The following is a 25,593-nucleotide window of genomic DNA, read 5'->3' as shown; positions in this document are numbered from 1 at the left end:
GGTTTTTTTATTTTTGCATATGGCACATATAATTTCTGTAAGAGGATTTACCCCAAAATGGGGAGAAGAATGCTTCATTGCTGAAAATGCTACGCTGGTCGGAGAACTCAGTATGGGTGATCACTGTAGCGTATGGTTTAATGCAATAGTAAGAGCTGATGTCAATGAGATCACCGTTGGTCACCATTCCAATATTCAGGATGGAGCAGTTATTCACTGCACCTATGAGAGGGCCGCTACCCATATCGGCAATCATGTAACGATTGGGCACCGAGCAATTGTGCATGGCTGTACACTGGAAGACAAAGTGATGGTAGGAATGGGTGCTATTGTGATGGACCATGCGGTAGTAGAAAGTGGAGCTATGATCGCTGCTGGCGCAGTAGTACTTGAAAATACTATCGTAGAAGCTAACAGTATTTATGCAGGGGTTCCTGCTAAAAAAGTAAAAACCGTCGGTCCGGAAAACAAGGCTATGATGGAAAGAATAGCGCAGAACTACATTAAGTATTCACAATGGTATAAAAAATAATATTCTTAATTTGTTATCAATTACCTTTATATATTTAGGTTTTTTCAATAGAATTGAGAATAATCTATCTGTAAATAACTACACATGAAAAATTATTACCTAACCTTAATACTCTCCGCTCTATGCTTAGCCTTCCTTTCTGCTTGTAATACCGAAGCGCAGCAAGGTGAAGCTGAGGTTACTGAAGAAAATGTAGAGGAAAAAGCTTTAGCACTTGCCAAAGAGTATATCATCATTGATGGACATATTGATCTCCCCTATCGCATGCGAATCGCAAATTTCAGGCTGGAACGCGAGTTTGTTGATCCTTCCGTTGAGACTGATGGTGATTTTGATTACGTAAAAGCCAAAGAAGGCGGGCTTGATGCTCCTTTTATGTCCATTTATATTCCAGCCTCCTATCAGGCTGCTTTTGACCACGAATATGGTAATCTGCTGGAAGGAGAAAAGAACCGTGCTAAAGAAGTAGCTGATTCGCTCATCACTTTGGTAGAAGGAATCACAAAAAAATATCCTGACAAATTTGCTATTGCTACCAGTCCGCAGGATGTTGAAGCTCATTTTGAAAAAGGACTTATTGCTTTACCTATGGGCATGGAAAATGGTGCTCCTATAGGGGATGACCTGGCTAATGTAAAATATTTCTACGACCGCGGCATCCGCTATATTACGCTTACCCATAGCAAAGTCAACCAGATTTGTGACTCTTCTTATGATTCTGTAAGGGTATGGAATGGATTGAGTCCATTTGGAGAAGAAGTAGTACAGGAAATGAACAAAGTAGGGATCATGGTAGATGTTTCTCACATTTCTGATAGCACATTTTACGATGTCATGAAGATCACCAAGGCTCCGGTTATTGCCTCTCATTCCTCTTGTCGGGAGTTTGTTCCCGGCTTTGAGCGTAACATGAATGATGAGATGATCAAAGCATTGGCTGAAAACGGTGGGGTAATTCAGATCAACTTCGGCTCTACTTTTGTAGATGATGAATCTCGTGAAAAATCAGAAGTAGTGAGAGGACATATACGCGAATGGCTAGAAGAAAACAATCTCACTTATGAAGATTCTGCCGCGCAAGCCTATATTGAAACATATATGAAAGAGAACCCCGCCTACTCTACCGTAAAGAAAGTAGCAGACCATATAGACCATGTAGTCAAATTAGTAGGAGTAGACCATGTCGGCTTTGGATCAGACTTTGACGGTGTGGGTGATACACTTCCTACGGGGCTTAAGGATGCTTCTGAGTATCCAAATTTGATTGCAGAGCTACTATTAAGAGGTTATTCTGAAGAGGATATTGCCAAGATTTGCTATAAAAATGTGTTCAGAGTCTGGCAGGAAGTACAAAATGTTTCTGAAGAATTAAGCTAAAGATATAATCTTTCCCAAATTTTGATGGTTATAGCTGTATGAGAAACATTCATATCGCTATAACCATTTTTTTTATCTTTTTGGTAGGGAGCGCTAAAGCGCAGAATCAGCAAAAGCATCATGTGCAGTTACAAGGAGGATTGAGTTGGATCGGATTGTCGGCTAATATTGCCAATACTTTTAATGTAGTAGATGATATTCGTTTTAGTTCCAGTCCTGCATTACACCTGGAATACAATCATTTTTTCTATGACAGGGTGAGTTTAGGGGTTGGCCTGGCTTATCAACAGATCAGTGCTTACTATGATGGCTATGAGTACGAGTCGGGAGGGGAAACAATCACCGAAAATATAAGTGCCGAGCTTACCAGGCTAAATTTTTCAGCAAGAGCATTATTTTGGTATAATCCCAGCAGTACCTTCCGCTTGTACTCAGGAGTAAGACTGGGCATATCCAACTGGAGAGCCGACACCCATACCGGAGACCCAAACTTTGATATTGATCAGTATATCAACATTGCCCTGGGAGCTGCCTTTGCTCCTCAAGTTATACTTTTGGGTGGAGAGATTCCAATCAATAACTTTTTACGAGTTGGAGGAGAATTAGCTGTAGGCTCACCCTACTTTATCAGTGCAGGAGTGAGCTATGCGTGGTAACTTATTCTTCAGGAGAGGCTTCTGCTTTTAGACCCAGTGCTTTTTTAATCTCTTCTATTTCCTGCTTTAGTTGTTGGTTTTCATCTCGCAGCTCTTGTAGTTCAGCTTTTACCTCAGTTTTGTTTGAGACAACTGATTTTTCTGATTGAAGTTGCTGTATCTGTAACTGTTGCTCCTGTATCGCTTTGATCAGCAGAGGGATGAGCTCATAATAATCAATACCCAGATACCCATCACTACGTTCTCTAACCAGGTCTGGATAAACTTCAACCAATTCCTGAGCAATCAGTCCATAACTTATGCCTCCTTTGTGAGGATCCTTCCAATTGTATTGTGAGGGCTTTAGTTTAAGTACACCTTGAAGTGTATTATTAAGAGGCTGAATATCTTTCTTGAGGCGACGGTCACTACTTACTGCATTCGCAATTTCAGTATCAACATAGTCTTTAGTAGTAAGTGTATTTCCATCATCAGTACCCAAAGTAGCAGCAGAGGTAGCTTTACCACCTGCAGTAATATTTTGAGCACTAATATTACCGGTAGTACTCACATCCTGAGTTCCAAAATTAGGGCTGATCTTTGTTCCGTCTATTCCTGCAATTGTTGAAATATCGTTATTAATGATTGTCTCATCCGCAATTTTTGAAGATGAAACTGCACCATCAGCTAACTTAGTGGTACTGATTGCTAAATCACTTATTTCTAAAGCGCCTCCACTATCAAAACCAAGGCCTGCTCCGGCATTTACTCCTACAGTAGCTGCTACTGAACCATCGTAAGAGAATGTAGTAATACCATTTCCCTCCGTCAAATCCTCGGTATTCAGAGCATCTACATAACCTTTGGTAGTAAGCGTGTTCGGGTCATCCGTACCCAGAGTAGCTGCCGATGTAGCTTTTCCAGTGACAGCAATATTTCCGCTCGTAGTAATACCCTGCACACTAAGATTACCGCTGGTATTTATATCTTGTGCTCCAAAATTCGGAGTAATTTTGGTGCCCGTAATAGCCGCTCCGTCATTTACATCAGCGTTTACAATCGTACCATCAATAATCTTCAAGGATGTAACAGCATCATCTGCCAGTTTAGCACTTGTAACAGCCAGATCAGCCATATCCAATGAGCCTACCTGTCCATCGGCAATTTCATCCGTACCCACTGCTCCGCTAGCTATCTCATTGGCAGTAACTGCATCTGCCTGAATTTGCGCGTCACCAGTACTACTCAGGCTCATATCTCCACTAATAGCCAGGCTATTGGCAGAGGTTCCATTACCAATCAATATATTGCCCTCCCCTCTCACATCTACGGGAGAAGGCTTATTTTCACTGTCTCCAATATACATTCTACCTCTGGGTAAGAACGTGATTCCGAAAATGGATTGATTTTCCCAGAAAACAGTGCCACCACTTGTGGTAATCAGTACTTTACCTGCACCCGGAGACTGCAAGTCCTGAGGAAGCAGACTATTATTGGCTACCTTTGCTGTAGTGACTGCGCCATCAGCAAGCTTTTCTGTAGTTACAGCATTGGGTGCAATGCTAAGGGTAGAAAATGTACCTTCAATATCTCCTTCTGCTAAGGTAGAAGTTGTGATATCATTGGTAGAATCAGTATCTCCGATATTCGTAATTGTACCATCAGCAGAAACCTCTATTCCTTCTCCACCAATTAAACCCTGCGTAATACTACCACTTAAGATAGGCTGCCACTGACCATCCATCCAGTAGAAAAATGTATTGAGATCAAGATCAAAAACCAAAAGTCCATTCTCAGTACTGCTCAAGCGTGATACTAAATTAGAGGATTCCCGCTGAGTTGTAGTAAGAGTAGGAATAAGTAAACCCTGATCTCCCTCAGAAGCCACAATGTGTAGTGCAGCATTACTATTAGGTTCTCTGGTGCCAATACCTACATTATTTTGTGCCCAAGCCTGATGAACTCCCACAAAACAAATGATTCCCACAAACGCCAAACAGTATCTTACGTTAAACTTCATATTCAGACCAATTACATCTTTTTCACAATTTAGCATTATTTTTATACACTTCACTGATAATCTGTATCTTCAGAACGAAGCTGCATTTGATAAAACAACCCTTGTGCTTGTTCATATGCCCAACGATATAACCTTATAGGTTTATAAGCTTGCAGTTCATTACCACTAAGTCCATTCAGCTGCTTGATATCTTCCAGGCTCATGCCTGTTTCATTGGCCAGGGTATAAAGGGTAATTTTAGGTCTTAGCATCCGGGTTACAACTTCCTGTTCAAACTCAAGGTTTTTCCCCATCACATAAAATTCTACCCTACGATTGAGTTGCTGGCTGATGAATGAGTTGGAGGATTCAATTGCAGTAGATACTCCTTTGGCATTGAATACCAAAGCTGAGCGATCCACACCCTGTTCCAACAGATAGTTAAATGCGGATTGACCTCGCTCTCGACTCAATTGCAGATTATAAACATCATTACCTGTGCTATCTGTAAAAGCATTGATTTCAATAACCGATTCAGGATACTGACTATGATATTCAGCCAACTGATCAAGCGCTACTTTAGCTTCACTTCTGAGATACGATTGATTGAAGTCAAAATATATGTTTTCAAAATGAAGTGTCACAAAGTCATTGCCATACCCAAAAACTCGTAAGTTTTCCATTTTATAACTTTGCTGCTCACCTTCAGCAGTTTCAGAATAACGAATCTGGTACGAGGCTGAAGCCTCCAAATTAACAAACCTGAATTCTCCCTGAGCATTGGTAGTGGTAATCTTGGTAATATTTCCCTCTTCGTCCAGCAGATATAAGCTAAGCCTGGCTACTGGAGTATCTACCTGATTTCTGTAGTATACCGAACCACTGATCTCAACCATCTCATCACTACTAATCTGGAATGTAGAAAATGAGACCAGAAGGTTGTTTTCAGATAAAGTGTCCGCACTATTCTCGCTTACAGGGGTATAAGTACTCCCTTCGGTCAACGCCTTTTCATCCCGTAACTGCTCTAGCAAAATATCATTAACATCTGCACTTAGTACAAAGCGAGAAGATCCATTTCGTAAATAATCCTGTCCGCTTGAGCGCATAACTGTCAGGTTTTCTTCCTGTTGAGACATCAAAACTGAGTAGTCAGTGATAATATCTTCAAATACCTCCCCTTTGTTTTGTTGTCTGGCAACCTGATGCGAAGAAATCCCCTGTAATAGTTTGGTGAAGGATTGTCCATTAGGTTTCTTAATATGATAAATATCAAAACTACCTTCTCTATTGGAAGCCATGTATGCAGTATTTTCTCCCAGTACCATGTAACAATCATCTTTGCTGGAGTTGAAGGGAGCAGATAAAGCAACTGTCGTTGACTCCGGACCATTTCTAAATTCTGTCATATACTGATCCATCCCTCCTATGCCTTGTCGTCCATCCGAAGCAAAAATCAGTAAATTATATTTGCTGCTATAAAACGGAGAGATTTCATCATCTTCAGAGTTGATATTTCTTCCAAGATTAACTGCCGTTGTCCACTTTCCCTCTACACGCTCACACATCCAAATATCTGTTCCTCCCAGGCTTCCTGACCTATCCGAGACAAAAAACAGTGTATCACCACCTGCGGAAACTGATGGGTGTTTGGTATTGCTTTTTGGGGCATTGATTTTTGCTTCCAATGGTTCAGCTGACTGCCATTTTCCATCTTTTTGTACTGATACATAGATATGGCAAAAACCATCTGAAGCAGGGCTGCATCGTGTAAAATAATAATACATGCCATCAGCAGTAAAAGAACCGTTGGCATCTGACCATTTGGTGTTGAGTTGATTGAAATTTGTTTCGCGCGAAATATCTCTCCACTGCTGACTATCTTTCTTTACCAGATATTGATTGGAAAAACCTTCACCCGATCTATTACTGATCTTTTCATGGGTATCAATTTGTGTAGAGCTATAGGCGATGACAGAATCCTGCTGATAAATTACCGGGGCGAATTCCTGATAGTCAGGAGTATTAATTTCACCAGGCAGACGGGTAAGTTGAAGGTTATCATTAGATTGAGCCAGCAAAGCCTGAATACAGCCTTCTTTCTCTCTTTCTGCCTGAGTGACGTATTTGGATGACTTTTCAGGAAAATTTTCAAGAAACTGATTGTACCAGAATAAAGCTTCTTCATAATGCTGATTATATTTCAGCATTTGAGCATAATAATACGTAGCGAGGTCAAAATTTCTGTTGGCATTTCTTACTACAGTACCATAGTATTTTTCAGCCAGTTGATATTTGTAAAGATAGCGGTAACAATGTGCGAGTTGGTAAGCTGCCTGATAGTGGGTACTGTCTTTTGAAACTAATTTTTGATAAAGCTGTGAGGCTTTGTAATACTGCTGAGCATCAAAATAATTGTCAGCCTGTGCTATACTTTGAGCCGGTGCAGCGCTTAAAGCAAGAAAGCATATGCAGCTAATCACTGCTAAATAATAATAAGCACTTTTTTGAAGCTTGGCTATGTATTTATGATTTACACGCATAATTCAGGCAGGTCAAAAAAGCGGTGACGATATTTTTTTAAGATTTTTTTCTTTTAAAAACTTTAACGCCAAAGAAAGTTCAACCGCCCCCTGACTATCTATCCCGGCTTGTGCAGGAACAGTATTGATATCATAACTTAAAGCTGCATTAAATCTACGGTTTGAAGCTCCAATCAGCAGGATCAGGGCATCAGTAGAACGATACCAGGCACCGGCAAACAGGTTAATTCTGGTCAGATTAGGGTTATTGGTAGAACGTACATCTTTCTCAAAATTTAATAATGTACCCAGTGTAAACTGAGAGAGCCCATTCTGTAGCATTACGATAAAATCCGGTGCCAGGCTCATTTTTTCACCCAACATTACTTCTGCCCCTCCATGAACTTTATAAAGCAAGGGTAGCTCATAAGTGTTGTCCTGCAAGAAGCTTTGAGAGGGTGAATTCAGATTAGATACTGCAAAACCTGTGAAGAGTTTCAGCCTTTGGTCTGAATTCAACTGATTGTTTGCCGGATTGTATGACCATATCATCCCAGCATTAAACCTGACAAAGCTGTTTCTGCCTTCAATCACATCAACCGGGCGGCGCCCTGGATCAAACCCATAGTAAGTGACCTGTGAAGGCCAGTTGAGTACTCCATAGTCTATACTTGTGAGCATATATTCACCCTGAAGTCCAAAGGTGAGTGACTGTACGCCGTAACGGTCAAAAAGCAAGCTGTAGGCACCTGATAGATTTACTCCATTTGTCTTGATCTCTCCTGCATCACCAGCCATATCGTTGATGGCTCCTAATGAAAGACCGCCTACATGCCGGGGATCCTGAGACTGATCATATAAGGGCATGGTAAAAGAAAAGTAACCGGTACGGTAAGCCAGTAAACCAATGTTCTGTACTCTATAGTTGAGATGTAGAGCGTAATCAGACTGAGTGCCGGCAAAAGCAGGATTGACTAAAAGAGGGACCGTCTGATACTGAGAAAAGCGCGCTTCCTGTGCCATTGTGTGCATTGTACAAAGCACAGTGATCAGAAAAAATAAAGGAATACTCCTTTTTAGGATATGTAAAAAAGTACGCTGCATACATTAACGAAAAAGTGTCAGTGTACCCTTTTGAGTCACTGTTTCATCATTAGTGAACCTTCCACTCAGATAATAACTATAAACACCAAACTGAGCAGGCTGATTGGTTTCCTGATTGACCCCATTCCATCCTGTTTGTAAAGCTTCATCCAGAGAAGTGGTTTCGTATACCAGTTTACCCCAACGGTTAAAAATGCGGAAAACAAAGTTCTCTGGCAAAAGATTGACGGCAAAGATAGACAATGTCCTATCTTCTTCCAGGGGCGAATCCGGCGCAAATGCATTTGGCACTAACACTTTCCCTCTTTCAGAAAACTCCGCACTCAACCCCAAAGTAATGATAGAAAGATTTGTAGGGTCAGCACTTGTAATATTTCCATCCTCTACTCTGCCTACTACTTCAGAAACCCCTAAACTCTCATAAGTGGCTGACACAGACGGAGCAGCAGCTACTACCAGACCGGTGAGCGAATTAAAATCAGGATCATTTACTATCCTAACCCTTACTACTGAACCTTCATAGCTCCCATTTAATACATTCAGTCGCCAATAGCGGGTAGAGGAAACACTCTCCAGTCCGTTCAACCCCTCAGGCTCGGGATGTGGTTCAAGAACCTCAACACTGATAACGGGATTATTCCCCTGCACATCAAGTAGCGTTAATGGAATATAATGTTCACCTAATCCTAGTGGAAAATGTTTGTACCCGGTTCCTGTATTGACAACTTTCCCTTCCACAAACGCAGTAGCATTTCCCCCGTTTGACTGAGCATCAGCATCAAGATATACTACTGCATCATTTTCGGCCCTCAGAATACCGCTGTTTAGATTAAGTACAGAAGATATGCTGACATCAGAGAGAAGAACTTTATCTCCGCCATTCTGTATATCCAGTTGATAAATTTCCTGCCCACTGTGATCAAAAGTTTGGGTCTCATTACCACTAAGGGTAAATAATCCGGTAGCTGCCTGGTACTGGCCCCGGTTATGCCAATTACCATTTATACTGATCGCTCCCTGGTTTGTGATTTCTCCATTATTTTCAGCACTGCCATTCAGAGTGAGCACCCCACCTTCACCTACCCAAAATTCCTGATCACCACCTACAAAAAGTGCCTGCGCTTCAAGTTTCACATTTATGAAACACACATATACTAATGCCAGTAAGCAGACAATTTTTGAAGTAAAAATCTGCCTATGGAAAACTTTTCTAATGAATAATACTAAGTGCATGGCCAAATGAATGTCTAAAAATCATCTTTTCCAGATGTATTTTACTAAAAATGAAGAAAAATATATAACGATCAGTAACAAATGTTGGCGTAAGGGCAGAAACTACACTTCTTATCGTCTTTGGTTTGATCAAGCTGAACGCTTTTATCAAATATTTCTTCCAGAAGGCCTGTGAGATTTTCAATGAATTCCGCTTGGTACCGCTCAAAATTGCTGACCTCTTCTCCTCCAAGAATTAAGCTGGGATCAAAATCTTCTTTGAAAAGCTCAGTAGCATTCACCAGGCCAGGAACAATGCGCTCATTACTTCCTTGCTGGTTTTCATGATAAAGCCAGGCATAAAACAAAGCCTGCATAGCCGCTTTATTGCGCCCTGGGTGCTCTCTGTCAAACATAGAGGAAATATCTGAGGCTTTGCGCTCATCACGTCCGGTTTTGTAGTCTAGTACTCTTATTACCCCTTCTTTGCGATCTATTCTATCTATAATTCCCTTCAATGGAACACTAATATCCTCACTATCTATACGTATTGTCAACTGGGCATAATGGCCTTCCTTACCCCTTTCTTCCAGACTTACAATTTCAAACGGAGCGTACCGCTTGTCATGATCAAGTATCTGCTTAGCCATTTTCTTTACAATTTCTTGGGCAATGATATTTCTTCCCTCAAACCCAAACTCCTGATCTTTTTCCGGCAGATAATGTTCTTTAAACCCTTTTTGAATCGCTTCATCAAGCTGTCTGCCTTTGAGTTGCATGCATTCTTCTGCTTCAATTATTTTACTTCCTTTTAACTTTATTAGATTTTTATAGAGGACTTCCATAGTCTTGTGAAGAATGTTTCCAAATACTCTGGCATCCAGTTCCTCTTCTACCTCATCTGTTTCTTTCAGCCGGGCTATGTATTTGTAATAAAACTTAAGGCGACAATCAAGATAGGTATTTAGCGCAGAAGGCGTTAATACCGCTTGGGCAGTACTGCCTTCCACATTCAGATACCTCAACATTTGCTTCCATACTTCTGCTGTCTTGGTGATAGAAATTGGCTTTACAATAGAAGGTGAAACCTGCATACTCAGATAATCCCTATGTATTACAAAGTCACCACTGGCATCTGGAAAGCGAAGCTTTTGTTCATTGTCATACGCTGACTCATAATATATTTGATAAAGAAAACGACTCATCTCACCGCTTAACTTTGAGGTATCCTCAGTATTATAGAAGAGGTGAACATTCTGAGCGTGATGTAGCAGGCGAAAAAAAGCATGCGCATAAAAAGCGTCCTGCTGATCTATCCCAAATAAACCAAAGCCTTTTTTCAGATTAGCCGGTATAAATGAAGTCTGACTGTTGGATGCGGGCATTATCCCTTCGTTCATAGAAAGGACGAATACATGGTCAAAATCAAGGTTACGGGTTTCCAGCAGTCCCATAATCTGTAAGCCTCTGAGCGGCTCCCCGGTAAAGGGTACGCGAAGAGACTGAAATATCTGGCGGAGTAGTTTGATAAATGCGGGTAGTTCAAAATCAAACTGACGCTCCTGGGTTAGGGATTTTAGGCGATTGAGGTGGATATAAAAGTGATACAACAACTCCTGCTCCAATACAGGTATATCTGAATTAGCAGCTTCAGTCTCACTTGCTCCAGCTGCATCAAAGTCCGAAGATTTTATACTTTCTTTTGGTTGACTTGTCTCTTCTATATTAAGTAATTGGTGAAGTGTAGCACTCCATTGCTGAAGGTAATCAAACAGTTGTGGTACATCCTCCACCGCTTTTAACAGATGCTGATAAAAAGCTTTGTCCCCTTCCAGCTCCGTATGATGAATATATACAGCATTGCGCTGCATGATACGCTGAATATTAAGTTCTGCTTGTGCTGGCGAGTAATTTTTGATAAAGGGGTGCCTGAGCAAAGCCAGCAAACTCTCGTAATGATAGATGTACTGTTGAGTATCTTTCTTCTTCTCCAACTGAAGATTGAGCAAATGCTCAATAAAGCTGTAGAGAGAAGTATTCCGTAATGGATAACCCATGGTTACATTTACTTTACGGATGGCAGGTGGCAAGGCATGTAGAACAGGAAAAAGCATATGCTCGTCGGGAAGAACTACCACACATCGCTCTGGATTGAAATCCTCTTTTTTGCTGAGTTCCTGCAAAAACTCTCCTACTTTTTTTGCCTGCCCTACTTCAAGCGGAACTCCGTGTATATGGATTTGTCTGCTTCTACCACTATGGTACTGGTCGGGAAAAGCTTTGGGAAAGGTAGGGGCCAGTGTATTGGAACGAAGGTATTTTCTTAAAAACATGCCTGCCTCCTGTACCTCATTGTTCAGATAATGGGCATCAATATCCCAGTATACAGTAGCCTTTTTCTTACTAATCAGCTCTTGTACAATCCTTAATTCTGCACTTTTTAAAGCATTCAGTCCAACGAATACAAACTGATCAGAAGATAAAGTAGTAGCATCATCTTTTAACTTTTCAACCACCTGTCTAAACAACAAGCCCTCATAGGCTAAGCCTTGCTCGGTCAAAGCTTTTTTATACTGCTGATAAACCGGATAAAGCTTATTCCAGAACAAAAGAAATCTTTCCTGAGAGCTACTTACTGCCTGCTTTTCTTCCTCGTATTGGAAACTTTCCCAAAAGCGAGAAATTACTGCTTTTTGCTCTTCTGTAAGGTAGTCATACCCCGCTTCAATGGACTTGAGATCTTTAAGGTTTGAAAAAAGGTCTTTTGCATTGACCATAGCCATATCCACTTCGCTGAAATCTGCAAGAAGTAACTCCCCCCAAAAGTAAAAGCGGTCAAAGCTCTCTATTTCATGATCTAACTGATGAAATACTTCGTAGAGCTGATATACCAGAGTCAACTTATCGGCTAATACTAAATCTGACAGGCGTGCTGCCAAATCTTCCAAAGTACAGACTTGAGGCATCCAACCGGCATCATTAAGGTTTTTGGCCAGTAAATCTTTAAAAAATATTCCTGCCCTACGATTAGGAAAAACTACCGTAATTTTATTCAGTTTGCCAGAAAAATCTTTAATAACATTCGTTACAATTTTCTGGAGAAAGCTCGTACTATCCATGCGTTCAAAGTAATATTCTTTCTATTCAATCTCTTTCTAAAGGAGCAAAAAATTATTTATGCTTAAAATAACCTCATTTATTATAAAGCATCTGATAGTGAAATGCTTAAACGAAAAAACCTGTCTCAGTGAAGCTAAAAGCTTACTAAAACAGGCTTAAAATTATAGTAGCTAACGAATTATTTAAAGAGCAGCTTTACTTTTAAAAATCACGTAACCATTCATTTCCTTGATAGGCGCATAATTTGAATAATCAGCACTCAGGAAATCTTCAGAGATTACTATTTCACTGTTCTCAGTTACAATATTTCCTTCTGCTACGCTGGCGATGATATATTTAACATCACCATTCTGTAAATCTTCCTTAAATTCACTGTAATCAAATACTTCTTCAGGATTACGATATACAATCTCTTTCTGAGGGAAAATAGCATTTCTATACATAAACTTATTCAGATAATCGTGTACATGAGTAGTGATAAAAACCTGTTCTCCAGGTTTAATATTTTGTTCATTGTACATATAATCTGCAATCGCTTTATTTTTTTGATATCCTTCGCTACCCAAAATATGAGGTTGTGCTTTAATAATTTCTGTATCTACTTTACCGGCAAGTCTTGGCAACAAAGTCATTCCTACCAAAACCAAATAAAACAATATCTTAAAATTTTCCGGACTCTCTTGAAGAGAGGTTTTTTCTTGGTAAAAAAGCTTATCGTACTTCTGAAGAAAAACGAGCGTTGCAATGATAGTTAAGGCAATAAACTCAGTAAAGTAGTTCGGAGCGGCACCAATCTTTACTCCTGTAATAACTGCAAACATAAATGAACCTAACATGGCAAGCCCTAAAAACTTAAGCTGTTGACTTTCTCCTTTGATAAGCCAGTAAATCGCGAGGGAAATACCGACAATGTTAACAAACCTTTCTTTTTGAAAATGCTCAATCAATATTCTTTCAGCAAACCACCGAAGGCTAATTCCATTATTTACTCCTTCAATAACATTTTGGATGAAAGGAACATAATTCCCTCCTGTAAAAAGGAAAAGCAAAGCTGTGAACGACGCAAGCATCGTCCCTAAAGAAATCAAGGTCCATCTGATATTCTGGCAATATACCAGTACAAAAAATACCAGTAATACAGGTAAGAATATTCCAGACTGCTTCACATAAATGGTAAATATTGTAAGCAATGAGGCAAGTATAAGAAAACGCTCTTTCTTGGGCTTTACATCTTCCCTCAAAAAAAGTAGAATGACATATATTGTAGCCATTACCATCAGATTGTACAGGCTATCGGGTCGGGAGTAACTTTCCTCATCCAGAAATACAAAAGCAAAGGCAAAAACAACCACACTCATCCATCTATTGCCTTTAAATATGTTGCCAAATATGAGTGCTGAGAGATAGGCAAACCCCAAATTAAAAATAAGAGACACGCTTCTACTCAATACATATACACTTTCAACATCATTTGCACCGATTTGGAACAGCCTACCAAATCCATAAATGATAAAATAGTAAATGGGAGTATATTGTGTAATGGAATAAGGAGGACTTGAAGGATCCATGTACAGAGGGTATCCATCCAAAATTCTTTGGATGCTGTATATCACATTACTTTCAACTCCTCCTAAATCTGGAATAAAAGTAAATATTAGCACAATGCGTAGTATTAAAGTTGCCAGAAATCCCAGCAATACTAACGCGATAATAAGTTTGAATCCATTCCTAGCAGCATAGTTATATGCTACATCTAAGACGGAATTGAGGTTTTTCTTACTCTCTTTGTTTAGCATTTCACACAAAACTTAAACGTCGCCTTATAAAGATGTATAGGTAGTGTAGAAGTAAGTAGTACTGGCTTAACCTAATAAGCAGCAATTAAGTAACAAATAATTAAGATTTCAGTCAGCTGAATTCATGTTCATAACGATCATTAATCAGCTCGTATACCGGTTCTTTTGAAGCGGTATTTCTATAGTGAGAGATATTGAGTAAAATAATGCCTATTACGTAAAACCCGATTGAAATCAGGGCAGTGTTAAATAAGCCCACTGACATAGTACTGGCCCAACCAAGAATTGCATTATCTGTAAATAGTTTCTGGTAAAAGATGTACCCAATCAGCCCTAAAAACCCACTGGCCAACACCATAAACAACTTCAAAAAAATCATCAGTAAATCCTCTGCATACTCAGTAAGTGACTTAAACGCATGGTAAACCAAACTGCTGGTCTTCATCTTCGACTCCCCTCCAATGCGTTTTTGCCTGTCAAAAGTTATGTATGCATGACTTCCGCGTACTTTTGATAAAAATGCAGCAAAATGAATAAATGAATTGTGAGTAGCGGCTTCCAGCACTCTTCTGTTGATCATACAGAAGTTACCAAAATTCATATTTTTATGCGTGATTGCCCTGAAAAGCATTTTATAGAAATAATAGGCTATTCTAAAGAAAAACCTTTCATTACGTTTGCCTCGCACCACATGTACGATATCAGACTCCTGATGAACCAGCAAGCTCAAGATGGCATGTGGGTCATCTTCACCATCAGAATCCATTATGATAAACTTCTCTACTTCAAGTCCCTTAGCATAAAGTAAGCCCTGATATATTGCTCCCTGATGCCCTAAATTAACCTTAAGGGATAATAAGTCCATTGACAAATTACTGGCCTCAAAGGTGAAGTTAGAAAGCATCTCTAAAGTTTCATCCGTAGAACAATCGTTAATCACCACAACAGTAAAATGGTATGGCAGATTTTGAAGTGTGTCCTCTAATGATAAAAGAAACTTGATGATGGTCTCATTTTCATTAAAGCACGGTGTAACAATTGCATAATGATTTTCCATGCCATGAAAGTAAAAAAGTTTTTTTAATTATTAAACTAAATAATGTAATTTTTTATAGTTTTTTCTTTTTTTATAAACTATAGGCTCTTCAGATAAGGCTCAACATTACTATTACGAGAGGCCTCCACGAATTACTATAAAAATCAGATTAAAAATTAACAAACAAAAAAATGCTTTGGTAGCCTTAATAAGATTATTCTTAGCTGTTGCTACATGAGGTACCTGTAAAAAAATCATTACTCAAAAAAGACAATATGCTACCCCAAATTGTTTAGAAGTAAGGGAAATGAAATTATTTCTTCAAAAAGTACATGAACAGGCTAAAAAAAATATAAGTATGAAAAAAATTAAATGCGATCACTGAGTTAGATTCAATGATGCTGATTGATAAGTATGATTCTCTTCTCCTTTGATTTTAAATGTGAGGTTGATAGTGTTTCCCCATTCAATTTCAATTACACCGAAATTTAGGTTTGTCACCAGTTTACCAACTCTGTGCCGATTACTTTCGTCAGCAGATTCATAAATATGGGTAAGTCCACTTGATGTAATGTCATACACAGGATAAGGTACTCCTGAAATGTTAATTTTTGAGATTTCTCCAAAGTGTCGGTCTCCGCTTAAAAAAACCACTCCTTTTGCCTTTGCATCCGCAATTAATTGAAATAAGCGTTCTCTGGATGCTGGAAGATTAGCCCATTTCTCAAATCCATGTTCTTCAGAAAGAACCTGAATGCTGCTGGCTAGGATATTGATTTCTGCTGTGCTCTCCTTTAATTCTTTCTCCAGCCACCTCCACTGCGCTTCTCCCAGCATGTCACCGTCAGGATTAGGTTCATATCTACGCCCCACTTCATTACTATCCAGTAATGTATCTCTAAAGTAACGAGTATCTAAGAGTATCACTTTTACTTGCTTACCTTCCGGTCCGATAGTATAAGCCTGATAACCTCCTTCTCTTTGTCTCACCTCAGCATCTTCTGCTACATCCAGGAAGTCAAGCATCAGGTCACGACTTTCTGCTTTTTTATGGAAAGCTTTACCTCCGTCATTGATGCCATAGTCATGGTCATCCCATATGCCAATGACAGGCACATTTTCATACAATTCCTGATAGTCTGCCTTCTGCTTCTGCTGAGCATACATGCTAGCCATCTTTTCCATATCATCTGTATCACCATAGATATTATCACCCAGCCAAATCCAGAGGTCAGGATTATTGGCTAAGATAGGCTGCCAGAGAGGCTGAGGCTGATCCTGCCTGTTGCACGAACCGAAAGCAATTGTGCTGACCACTGCCTGAGTATCAATTTTGGCAGCTTTTGTACTTTTAACTTCAGTTGTTGGTGATGCGGTATTACCAGCTTGATCATTTTCCGAAGGACTACAATGTGAAAAGAGGCTGATGATTACCAGCCCCTGCATGAAAATAGATAGTGTTTTGATCATTATTCTTCTGACTCTTTTACTAATTCGGTTTCAGCAGGTTTTGCAATTCTGTAAGTTGAACTCTCTCTAAATTTCCTTCCAAACATATCCGTTGCTTCTACTTCAATGGTATGTGTTCCTACGCTCAAATCAGTAGGAATGCTCGCTCTCCAAAGATGGCGTGAGGGAACTGCGTTGGAAGGTCTTCTGCCCGGCATCAATTCTTCAGTATAATCCCATTCATGCAGAAAACCAAGATAAGTCGGATCTACATCTATGGTATAATACATATCTTCCCACTCTCCCTGATCTACTCGGTATCTAAGCTCTGCTTTTTCACTACCCTGAAAGAAATTCACATAGATACCCGCCGAAGTACGATCATCATGAGGTACCACCTTAGGCGTGAATATACGCATTCTGTAATTTTCTTCCTCCCCTACTACCTTATAATCAATTTTATACTGATTGCCTTCAAAACTGATAAAAGCATAACCCTTGGGTGTACCGTCCCTCATGGTAGATATTGGTACACCATTTTTATCAAGCCTGCCAGAATACCAGTCACCGGAAGTAGTGCCTACATTATAGTGATGGTGAGGGTTATCCTGTTTCCAGCCTTCTTTCTGGGTAAAAAAATCATGTCTTTGCAGGTGAGTATGGGCGGATAATGACAAAGTGTGTGGGTAATCCTCCAAAAGCGCGAAGAAACTTTCTCTGTCCTCATCTTTAAAAGTGTCATTGTCTTCGCTGGGATCAAACAGGGGAATATGGAATGCAATAACAATCAGGTGATCTTGAGGCACATGCTTCAGGTCATTTTTCATAAACTGAAACATATCTTCTCGGAAGCCGCCCCAGTAACCTCTGCCATCCCTGGGATCAGGGTACATTACATCATCCAGCACGATGAAATGAACTTTGCCGTAATTAAAAGCATAATTGGCCGGGCCATAGGTGGCCTCAAAAGTTTCATCAGCCAGCGTATCGGCTTCCGCATCAAAATTCATGTCATGATTACCGTACACATTCCACCAGGGAATCCCTACCCGGCTGATTGCTTCATTGTAGGGCTGAAATAGATCAAGATCATCTCCTACCAGATCGCCCAGGCTCAGGCCGAAAGGAATATCCTGAATACCTGCTACCTCTTCCACTACTGCCCTGTCAAAAAAAGCTACTTCTTCTCGTGTATAAGGTTGGGGATCACCGAAGAATAAGCCGGTAAAATTTTCACTTTCCTCGGCAGGTAGCAAGGCGAAATCTACTGACTTGGGCAGTTTACCTGTGGGATCTACACCTTTAAAATCTAAATCGGGAGAACCATCTGGTTTATGGATGTAGTAAAACTGCGGAAGGTTTAAGTCATTAACCGGAAGTTCATAGCCGCTGGGCTTTATGACAAACAGTATATCATCATTGTCTACAGGAAGCGTATAACGACCCTCGTTATCAGTTTGCACCACCTGAATACCATTGGAAACTGATACCCCTGCCACTCCGGGTTCTCTTCTGTCTTTTTTACCATTTGCATTCTGGTCTTCGTATACCACGCCTCTGGCTTCTTGCTGGGCCTGAACGTAAGAAAAGGTAAATAGCAGGAGAAAGGAAAAAATTCTGGTCTTCATAGTTCGTTTGCTTAAGGTTAGGAAGTTTGATAGTGCTAAAATAAAAAAAGAGACCCTTAAGGTCTCCTTTTTAAGTATGAAGTTTCTGTTAAAGAAATAATATGTTCTAGAAGCTTACTTTCAATCCGGCATTCCAGGTTCTGCCAAATCCGTAGAATACCCGGTTGGCACGACTTCCGCCATTTACAAACTGCATATTTTCTGGATCATTGGCTGGATCGTAAAGAATATTGGTATCAGACTCAGAAATGTATTCTTCGTCAAAAACATTGTTCACATTCACTCTGACGGTAGCATCTAATCCACCGATAGGGAAGTTGTATGATACACCAAGATCTACCAGATCATAAGCAGGCAACTTCCAGGCCTGACTACCAGCTTCGGTAAAAGTACCTTCATCAGCCAGGTCGTAATCCGCATATAGATCATCGGCATGGTAGTAGGTTCCGTAGATGCGCAAGCCGGTAATGGCCTCATAGGTAGCGCCTACACTTAAGGTAGTTTGTGCTGCGTCTCCTACTTTTACATCTTCCAGGTAAAGTGTTTCACTTCCTAAGAAGTTTTGTTCATCATCAAACACTCTTGCTTCAATATTGCTGGTATAGGTCCAGTTTCCTAAAGAAAGCATACCGTTAAGGTCTAATTTTTCAAATGGACTAGCTACAAAATCCAGCTCAATTCCCTGGTGAAGCTGTCCGAGGTTTTCAATGTTGGCTGTACCTTCAAAGTTAGCGCCCTGCACACTTCTGTTAATAGCTCTGTCAGACCATTCTGTACGATATACATTGAGATTTACATTCAAGAAAGTAGAACGGAAACCATAACCAGCTTCAAGACCTACTACTTGTTCATTATTAGCATTTTCATTGATCTCATTCACGAAATTGATAAACACATTATCAAAGACTGGCTGACGAGAGAAATAGCCTGCGTTAGCATATACGTTATGCTGGCTGTTAATATTATAATTGATACCCGCTTTAGCATTGCCTCCAAAGAAATTCTGCCAGTCGGTTTCCTGCTCAGGATCGCTATCCAGGTAGTTAAAGTAATCAATACGCTTGTAGCCCTGATTGGACAATGAGAACGAGCCAAATATAGACCACTGGTTGAGCGAGTATTCCAACTGACCAAAAACGCCTAACCAATTCACCAGACCGTCATTATAATAATCAATTTCATTGCCTTCGGCACGCCCTTCATCAGTAATGTACTTTTCAGGATTATTAATGTCATCATCATCAAAATAAGCAGCAGCGCCAAGCAGGTTTTCTACTCTGCGGTAGTGTAAGCCTTTATAGTATCTGCCATCAATACCGGCAGTGAGCGTAAGCGTCTGGCTAAGTTCGTGTGTCAAGGTAGATAAAACACCGAACCAATTGTGCTCATTCATAGATGCTCTGCGGATAAAACCACTGCTGGAGGTGTTTACATATTGGCCGTCAAAACCCCCACCATTTGACCAGACTTCCTTATCGTCACCAAAGTCTTCTACAGTTTCTCCCTGGTTCCATCTTTCTATGTCATCCCAGCGTAGAATTCCATTTTCTGTTTCAAATCTGCTGGAAAATATACCACTTCCGTTGATAGAGCCCAGATCTCCGGTTCCGCCTCCTCTACCCAGTGAAACATAGGCAGAAGTTGCTAATTCAGTCTTATCAGAGATCGTCCAGTAGTGATTCAGGAAAGCCTTAGGCTTGTGGTAAAAGTTTTTGCGGTTAGAAAACTCCTCACCATCACGATACCCCCAGTCACTATTGTATTTGATTCCCCATTGGTCATATTCAGTAATTGGGTTAGCCCAGCTGCGCTGATTATGCCACTGTGGAGCACCTACTACTGTAAGATGAAGTGAGTGCTGGTTATTAAACTGCTTGGCCACTGAAGCGAAATAAGACCAGGCCCTAAACATGGTACCGTCTACATAGCCATCTCCTCTGGTATGCGTACCTTGTGCGGTAAAGGCCCAACCATTCTCACCAAGTCCGGTTGAGTAGGAAAAACCATATTTCTGATACCCATCATTACCTACTGATGCGGAGACTGATCCACCCTTCTTCATTTGTGCTGCATCGGTGATGATATTAATAGTACCCCCTACTGAGGAAATGGCCAGACGAGAAGCTCCCAGGCCTCTTTGTACCTGTATGCTGCTGGTTACATCGCTGAGGCCGGCCCAGTTTGACCAGTATACCCAGCCATTCTCCATATCATTTACCGGGATACCATTGATCATCACGGCTACGTTGCGCTGATCAAATCCGCGCACGTTGATTCTTGAGTCTCCAAAGCCTCCACCCTGCTTGGTTACATAAATAGATGGCGTAGAACGCAGAATTTCAGGAAACTCCTGGTTTCCTATCTTTTGTTCAATTTCTCTTCCCTTGATAGTAGATACGGCCACGGGTGTTTTTCTGTCAATGGCTACAGAAGCGATTACTTCCACTTCCTGTAATCCTACAGCACCTTCACCCAACGAAATAATTCCCACATTAGTGGTTTCGTTAGCTTGTACAGTCACAGGAATGCTGATAGACTCATACCCTAAAAAAGTGATATTCAAGGTCTGGTTTCCAGCTTCAATTCCGTTAAGCGTAAAGCTCCCGTCCATATCTGTAACTGTACCGGTAGAAGTTCCTTCCAGAATCACATTAGCTCCTATGAGCCCTTCATTTGTACCTTCATCCGTAACTTTTCCGCTTACCGAACCCGTTTGGGCATAGGCCTGTAAGCTTAGACATAACAGGCTAAGGTAGATTAGTAAATATTTCTTCATAGCAAAAGGTTAAGTTTATGTACTAAAAAACGACCGCAAATTTCTAAAAATCAGAAGCTTTTCATACTCCTTTAAGTTTTATCAAAAAATTAATTCAGACCAAAGAATTTAATAATTACTTAATATGAATTTCTTGGATATGACAGGTTGTCAATTGTGGGGTTATTTGTGAGAATCACACTTAAACTGCTAAGCGTCTTGTTTTGATACCTCATCGTATTCAGGAATAATTACTTCCTTTTTTGGTGAAATACCAAATGTTTCTTGCATAAACTTATCAGTTTCATGATAAACACCTTTCCAGTCTCCTGATCTGATGTAGGAACTGATTACATGATTGCCTGCTTCAGGAAAGGCAACTTTTCGCTTATTTTCGGGTGCTGTACCGAGTTGATCAAACATGTCCAGCATGGCCTCTACTGATACCACATCATCCTGCTCTTCTTCATTCTTATAATAGTAGCCCAAAAACACCGGACATTTAACTTTTGCAAAGGTTTCGGGAGTCATTGCATTTTCTACCAAACCGGCCAGTGCAATATAGCCTTCAATATAATATAGCCTGGACCAGTATTGCTTTTGCAGCCCTTCCCGCTCTTCTATAAGGTATTCTCCCCCCACCACTGATTCCATCATCTGCCTTCCCCAGGGGCGGTTAAGCAAAAGTAGATTTTCGTCCTTGGGCGCGATAATCGGTGAATAGAGAATGAGTCCGGCTATTTCGGAATTTTCAGCAGTAATGTACAAGCCTAATGCACCCCCGGTAGAGGTACCCATAATGATCACACTGTCACCCAAGGCTTTACCAATTGCTACAGCTCGTTTGGCGGTTTCCAGCAGGTTTTCGGTAGTCATGCTTTTGAAGGCACTATCTGATTCTATACCCTGCTCCTTTAGTCTTGAAAGGTAGAGGTTAAAACCATACTTTTCGGCTAGTAAGCGATGTACCGGCTCTCCTTCGCCCTGGCTTGCTCCAAAGCCATGCAGATATACTATACTATAGGGTGTTTTTTGTTTGCTGCTATCCGCCCAGATGATTCGGGCCTCATTATCAGGTTTGATATTAGAATTGCCCTGTTCGTGCGTAACCACTTCCTGCTCAAGTGCAGTTAGGTCAGTAGGCACTTCAGGAAGTTGCCCGCTAAGCTCTCCATGTTCAGGTGTAGGCCCCATGCTATATATTCCGGCAATTAAAACTGCAAATATACCCACACCATACAATATCTTTTTCATGGTTTATCATACTTAGGAATGTGCTACAAAGGTAATGAAATATTGCCGAGGCTAAAATTTTTTGCTTTGTGACAGTTAAACTGAGTATCCTAAAAAAAGCAGCTTGATCTTCCTTGCTCTAGACCTACCCTCAACATGAAAGAAAAACAGCATTTATGACTTTTTGTAACTATTTTCTACAGAAACAAATCTCTTTTGTACCTCAAACCTACGTTAACCTCCATACTTTCCCTCCTGACTCCGGATTTAATCCCTCTAAAAACTCACTAAAAAACTTAAAAAAAGCATATTTCATAAAATTTTACCGGGAAATAAGTAAGAAAAATTAAATTTTTAACTAAAATATTTATGTTTTATATAAAAATAGTTATATTTGTATCAGATAGTACATAAGAAATGTACAAAATGAATAATAATGATTCAGATATGAAAAGGCTTATTTATACCATTACTTTACTTGCATTTAGTTTTTCGGCTTTTGGGCAAGTAACATATAATACAACAAATACAACTCCTTCACTCTGGTCGGATAATATTTGGACAAAAAGTGAGACCTGGGCTTCAGATATTCCAGGCAGTGTATCCTCAAACACCAGAAGCCTTGGAAGTTATATTACTCAAGTGAATATCAATGGATGGGTAACTGAAGAAGGAAATCTAATAATAAACGGGTCATCTATTGTAACAATAAAATCAGACCAAAGGCTTACAATTGCAGGAAATTTAACTATTACCGGTTCAGGAGATATTAATATTGAAGAAGGAGGAATTTTAATTGTTATGGGCAATATGGTCATGGACGGTGGTTCATTATCCTCAAATGAAGGAACAATCCTAGTAATGGAAGACCTACAGGTAAGCGGTGGAGCTGATTTCAATAGCACAGAGGCTGGAAACTCATATGTATTAGGAGAAACTACTAGATCAGGTGGAGCAAAATTTAATGGACAAGATGATCCAGGAAAATCTAATGTGTATGGTGAGACTGAGTTTATGGAAACTGACCTATATAATGAATTAATTTCCGTCCAACCCATCAAACTGCTTTCCTTCACCGGAGTAGCACAAAATAATACTGTACAATTGGATTGGGTAACTGCCTCTGAAGAAAACTTTGATTTCTTCACAGTAGAGCGTGCCGGTGCTGACCTGAAGTTTGAAGCCATCGGTAAAGTAGGCGGGACAGGTAATACTACTACGGAAGTAGCTTACGATTTTGCTGACAAAAGCCCTCTTCAGGGACAGGCCTTCTATCGCCTCAAAGCTACTGACTATGATGGCTCGGTAGAGTACCACAAAATCATCAGTGTATTCTTTGACGGTTTTGTTTCATCAAATACGAGTGTGTATCCTAATCCCGTGGTTGATAATACCTTTAAGGTCAACAGTACTGCAGAAGATACTCAGGAGATCAGGCTGCTTGATTTGAGCGGTAAGACTGTTTACTCAACTACCCTACCAACGGGTTTACAAGAAGTTACGCTTCCGGAGGCTATTCGTCCGGGTGCCTACCTCCTTATGGTGACAGGTAACCGGGGAGCCGTGCATCAACAAAAAATTATGGTCATATAAGTTTGGTTTGAAATAAGTCATAGCAGAAGGTGGGTATTGCCCGCCTTTTGCTTTTTGTGACCAATTATGTGCCCTGCCTCTTAATAATCTACTTTACCCCAGCGAAAGCCTATGCCCAGTTGCCAAAACCAGAGGCCACTACTGTATTTGCTCCCTTCCCTATTCGTGTCCTCAGTAATTTCATAAGCTGATCGCCAGTAAGTAGCCGCAGTCTGTAAAGACCAGCGTGGATAAACCCAGTAGCGTAGCTGAACCCTGGACCGCCATGAGCCTGAAGACGCGAAAGAGGTGTTCAGTTGAACAGGAGCTGCATTCGCTCCCTGAGGGTTAGGGTCATCAGGGCCACTGGCGAAAAGACCTTTCTGCACATCTCCCCAGCTTACGCCTATGGCATCAACCAATAGACCAAAGTCTAGCCGGTTATTAGGAGCGTAGTTGACCAGTAAAAAAAGATTGAGAGATGAAATTTTTGCATTCTCAACCTGGAACGTATCCAATCCAACGCCAGAGTCCAGTGACTCCCCCACAATAGTATAAGGAATGTCATTAAATCCCCTAAAGCGGATAAAAGCTACTCCGTAGCCCATACGGAAGCGGTTTTCCGGGTTCAGCCTATGGATGTGTTGGTAGTCCAGTTGCATCAGAATACCTCCCCGCCTGAACCCTATATCAAAGTCAGAAAGTTGTTCAAATTGTCTGGGTTCTTTTAATTGAGGTTGGTTCCTTTCCTCCCTGGGCCCGCTATCAATTGTTTGCGCGTGGGATTGCAGAAAAAAAATAAGTCCTAATAAGGTGAAAAAATATTTGTTGATCATATGCTATACTTTATCTTAATAAATCTAGTTTAACCTTCTTTGTTATCAGCATGAGTCGTATAAGTATAATTATTCCATGCCTGAATGAGGAAAATTATCTAAATGATACGCTTCATCGCTTAATGCAAATCAATCCACCAGCCTATGAAATCATTGTAGTGGATGGGGGAAGTACAGACCATACCCTTGAGGATGCAAACCGTTTTCCTGTCAGGATAATTAAATGCCGAACAGGCCGGGCTATTCAGATGAATGCCGGTGCTGCTGAGGCAAAAGGAGATTATTTATGTTTTTTGCATGCAGATACTGAAGTTCCTTCCAGCCTAGTATCTGAGATCAGAGAGGCATTAAAGGATTCAAAGCTCGTATTGGGAGGCTTCGTTTCTATCATGCGAGGCAAAAGAAAAACCAGAACTTTCACTTCCTTGCTCAATTATATCAAAACGCACCTTTGTCCGCTGATCTATCGTCCCTATCACTACTTTTTTCGTGGTTTACGATTACTTTTTGGAGATCAGGCGATGTTTTGCAGAAAAACTGACTTTGTTAAGATTGGAGGCTTTGATGAAAATTCACCTGTTATGGAAGAAGCTGATTTTTGTCTGCGTATCAATAAACTTGGGTATATCAGACAGCTTGCTACCAAAGTCTACAGTTCTGACCGACGAGTAAGCAGATTGGGAATTTGGAAAGCCCATGCGCTTTATTTTACTGTATTGATCTTATGGACATTGGGCGTCTCACCGCATTGGCTCAAGAAGAAGTTTTATAAAGATGTGAGATAATC

Annotated in this window: 17 protein-coding genes; 5 read left to right on the top strand and 12 right to left on the bottom strand. The window is 40.4% G+C overall.

From position 1 onward, the window contains the following. The first annotated feature begins 19 nt into the window (after nucleotides 1-19). From WJR50_RS15980 to WJR50_RS15970, 3 genes are all read left to right on the top strand, one after another. Complete coding sequence (locus WJR50_RS15980; RefSeq protein ID WP_341294311.1) at nucleotides 20-532, top strand: gamma carbonic anhydrase family protein; 513 nt, start codon at nucleotides 20-22, stop codon at nucleotides 530-532. A gap of 84 nt (nucleotides 533-616) precedes the next feature. Then, nucleotides 617-1,909 (top strand): dipeptidase, encoded by a 1,293-nt coding sequence (locus WJR50_RS15975; protein WP_341294310.1) that lies wholly within the window; start codon nucleotides 617-619, stop codon nucleotides 1,907-1,909. Nucleotides 1,910-1,947: 38 nt separating this feature from the next. Continuing rightward, nucleotides 1,948-2,565 (top strand): outer membrane beta-barrel protein, encoded by a 618-nt coding sequence (locus WJR50_RS15970; RefSeq protein WP_341294309.1) that lies wholly within the window; start codon nucleotides 1,948-1,950, stop codon nucleotides 2,563-2,565. Nucleotide 2,566: 1 nt separating this feature from the next. On the opposite strand, the gene WJR50_RS15965 is transcribed toward WJR50_RS15970, so the two are convergent. The 11 genes from WJR50_RS15965 to WJR50_RS15915 form a co-directional block, all read right to left on the bottom strand. Beyond that, nucleotides 2,567-4,564, bottom strand: a complete 1,998-nt coding sequence (locus tag WJR50_RS15965; RefSeq protein ID WP_341294308.1) for a tail fiber domain-containing protein — start codon at nucleotides 4,562-4,564, stop codon at nucleotides 2,567-2,569. A gap of 50 nt (nucleotides 4,565-4,614) precedes the next feature. Further along, the gene (locus WJR50_RS15960) at nucleotides 4,615-7,086 is read right to left on the bottom strand and encodes an OmpA family protein (protein ID WP_341294307.1); all 2,472 of its coding nucleotides are present in this window, start codon (nucleotides 7,084-7,086) and stop codon (nucleotides 4,615-4,617) included. 12 nt (nucleotides 7,087-7,098) lie between these two features. Then, complete coding sequence (locus tag WJR50_RS15955; RefSeq protein WP_341294306.1) at nucleotides 7,099-8,169, bottom strand: PorP/SprF family type IX secretion system membrane protein; 1,071 nt, start codon at nucleotides 8,167-8,169, stop codon at nucleotides 7,099-7,101. Nucleotides 8,170-8,172: 3 nt separating this feature from the next. After that, nucleotides 8,173-9,303 carry a T9SS type B sorting domain-containing protein gene (locus WJR50_RS15950; RefSeq protein WP_341294305.1) on the bottom strand — a complete coding sequence of 377 codons (1,131 nt, stop codon included), beginning with the start codon at nucleotides 9,301-9,303 and terminating at the stop codon, nucleotides 8,173-8,175. Between the two features lie 170 nt (nucleotides 9,304-9,473). Next, entirely contained in the window at nucleotides 9,474-12,500 is a 3,027-nt protein-coding gene (locus tag WJR50_RS15945) for a PD-(D/E)XK nuclease family protein (RefSeq protein ID WP_341294304.1), read from the bottom strand. 183 nt (nucleotides 12,501-12,683) lie between these two features. Then, entirely contained in the window at nucleotides 12,684-14,297 is a 1,614-nt protein-coding gene (locus tag WJR50_RS15940) for a hypothetical protein (RefSeq protein WP_341294303.1), read from the bottom strand. A 112-nt stretch (nucleotides 14,298-14,409) separates the two neighbouring features. After that, entirely contained in the window at nucleotides 14,410-15,354 is a 945-nt protein-coding gene (locus WJR50_RS15935; protein WP_341294302.1) for a glycosyltransferase, read from the bottom strand. A 357-nt stretch (nucleotides 15,355-15,711) separates the two neighbouring features. Next, nucleotides 15,712-16,803, bottom strand: coding sequence for an alkaline phosphatase D family protein (locus WJR50_RS15930; protein WP_341294301.1), 1,092 nt, complete (start codon nucleotides 16,801-16,803; stop codon nucleotides 15,712-15,714). Continuing rightward, nucleotides 16,803-18,410, bottom strand: coding sequence for a calcineurin-like phosphoesterase C-terminal domain-containing protein (locus WJR50_RS15925; RefSeq protein ID WP_341294300.1), 1,608 nt, complete (start codon nucleotides 18,408-18,410; stop codon nucleotides 16,803-16,805). Before WJR50_RS15925 ends, WJR50_RS15930 begins: the two co-directional genes overlap by 1 nt. A gap of 106 nt (nucleotides 18,411-18,516) precedes the next feature. Beyond that, nucleotides 18,517-21,186 carry a TonB-dependent receptor gene (locus WJR50_RS15920; protein ID WP_341294299.1) on the bottom strand — a complete coding sequence of 890 codons (2,670 nt, stop codon included), beginning with the start codon at nucleotides 21,184-21,186 and terminating at the stop codon, nucleotides 18,517-18,519. Between the two features lie 189 nt (nucleotides 21,187-21,375). Continuing rightward, the gene (locus WJR50_RS15915; protein ID WP_341294298.1) at nucleotides 21,376-22,419 is read right to left on the bottom strand and encodes an alpha/beta hydrolase; all 1,044 of its coding nucleotides are present in this window, start codon (nucleotides 22,417-22,419) and stop codon (nucleotides 21,376-21,378) included. A gap of 426 nt (nucleotides 22,420-22,845) precedes the next feature. Here WJR50_RS15915 and WJR50_RS15910 point away from each other — a divergent pair, with 426 nt between their 5' ends. Then, complete coding sequence (locus tag WJR50_RS15910; RefSeq protein ID WP_341294297.1) at nucleotides 22,846-23,991, top strand: T9SS type A sorting domain-containing protein; 1,146 nt, start codon at nucleotides 22,846-22,848, stop codon at nucleotides 23,989-23,991. A gap of 80 nt (nucleotides 23,992-24,071) precedes the next feature. On the opposite strand, the gene WJR50_RS15905 is transcribed toward WJR50_RS15910, so the two are convergent. Beyond that, nucleotides 24,072-24,806 (bottom strand): hypothetical protein, encoded by a 735-nt coding sequence (locus WJR50_RS15905; protein WP_341294296.1) that lies wholly within the window; start codon nucleotides 24,804-24,806, stop codon nucleotides 24,072-24,074. A 50-nt stretch (nucleotides 24,807-24,856) separates the two neighbouring features. On the opposite strand from WJR50_RS15905, the gene WJR50_RS15900 reads away from it, so the two are divergent. Further along, nucleotides 24,857-25,591 carry a TIGR04283 family arsenosugar biosynthesis glycosyltransferase gene (locus WJR50_RS15900; protein WP_341294295.1) on the top strand — a complete coding sequence of 245 codons (735 nt, stop codon included), beginning with the start codon at nucleotides 24,857-24,859 and terminating at the stop codon, nucleotides 25,589-25,591. The last annotated feature ends 2 nt before the right edge of the window (nucleotides 25,592-25,593 follow it).

Source organism: Catalinimonas locisalis, assembly GCF_038039535.1.
Lineage (GTDB): Bacteria > Bacteroidota > Bacteroidia > Cytophagales > Cyclobacteriaceae > Catalinimonas.
The sequence above is the reverse complement of the archived record's forward strand: the minus strand, read 5'-3'. Positions and strand labels throughout refer to the sequence as shown.

Bases quoted from the DNA above. Each gene is read 5' to 3' on its own strand.
- WJR50_RS15900 (WP_341294295.1), top strand. From the start codon at position 24,857: ATGAGTCGTATAAGTATAATTATTCCATGCCTGAATGAGGAAAATTAT.
- WJR50_RS15980 (WP_341294311.1), top strand. From the start codon at position 20: ATGGCACATATAATTTCTGTAAGAGGATTTACCCCAAAATGGGGAGAA.
- WJR50_RS15910 (WP_341294297.1), top strand. From the start codon at position 22,846: ATGAAAAGGCTTATTTATACCATTACTTTACTTGCATTTAGTTTTTCG.
- WJR50_RS15930 (WP_341294301.1), bottom strand. From the start codon at position 16,803: ATGATCAAAACACTATCTATTTTCATGCAGGGGCTGGTAATCATCAGC.
- WJR50_RS15925 (WP_341294300.1), bottom strand. From the start codon at position 18,410: ATGAAGACCAGAATTTTTTCCTTTCTCCTGCTATTTACCTTTTCTTAC.
- WJR50_RS15940 (WP_341294303.1), bottom strand. From the start codon at position 14,297: ATGCTAAACAAAGAGAGTAAGAAAAACCTCAATTCCGTCTTAGATGTA.
- WJR50_RS15965 (WP_341294308.1), bottom strand. From the start codon at position 4,564: ATGAAGTTTAACGTAAGATACTGTTTGGCGTTTGTGGGAATCATTTGT.
- WJR50_RS15920 (WP_341294299.1), bottom strand. From the start codon at position 21,186: ATGAAGAAATATTTACTAATCTACCTTAGCCTGTTATGTCTAAGCTTA.
- WJR50_RS15945 (WP_341294304.1), bottom strand. From the start codon at position 12,500: ATGGATAGTACGAGCTTTCTCCAGAAAATTGTAACGAATGTTATTAAA.
- WJR50_RS15935 (WP_341294302.1), bottom strand. From the start codon at position 15,354: ATGGAAAATCATTATGCAATTGTTACACCGTGCTTTAATGAAAATGAG.
- WJR50_RS15915 (WP_341294298.1), bottom strand. From the start codon at position 22,419: ATGAAAAAGATATTGTATGGTGTGGGTATATTTGCAGTTTTAATTGCC.
- WJR50_RS15970 (WP_341294309.1), top strand. From the start codon at position 1,948: ATGAGAAACATTCATATCGCTATAACCATTTTTTTTATCTTTTTGGTA.
- WJR50_RS15955 (WP_341294306.1), bottom strand. From the start codon at position 8,169: ATGCAGCGTACTTTTTTACATATCCTAAAAAGGAGTATTCCTTTATTT.
- WJR50_RS15960 (WP_341294307.1), bottom strand. From the start codon at position 7,086: ATGCGTGTAAATCATAAATACATAGCCAAGCTTCAAAAAAGTGCTTAT.
- WJR50_RS15905 (WP_341294296.1), bottom strand. From the start codon at position 24,806: ATGATCAACAAATATTTTTTCACCTTATTAGGACTTATTTTTTTTCTG.
- WJR50_RS15975 (WP_341294310.1), top strand. From the start codon at position 617: ATGAAAAATTATTACCTAACCTTAATACTCTCCGCTCTATGCTTAGCC.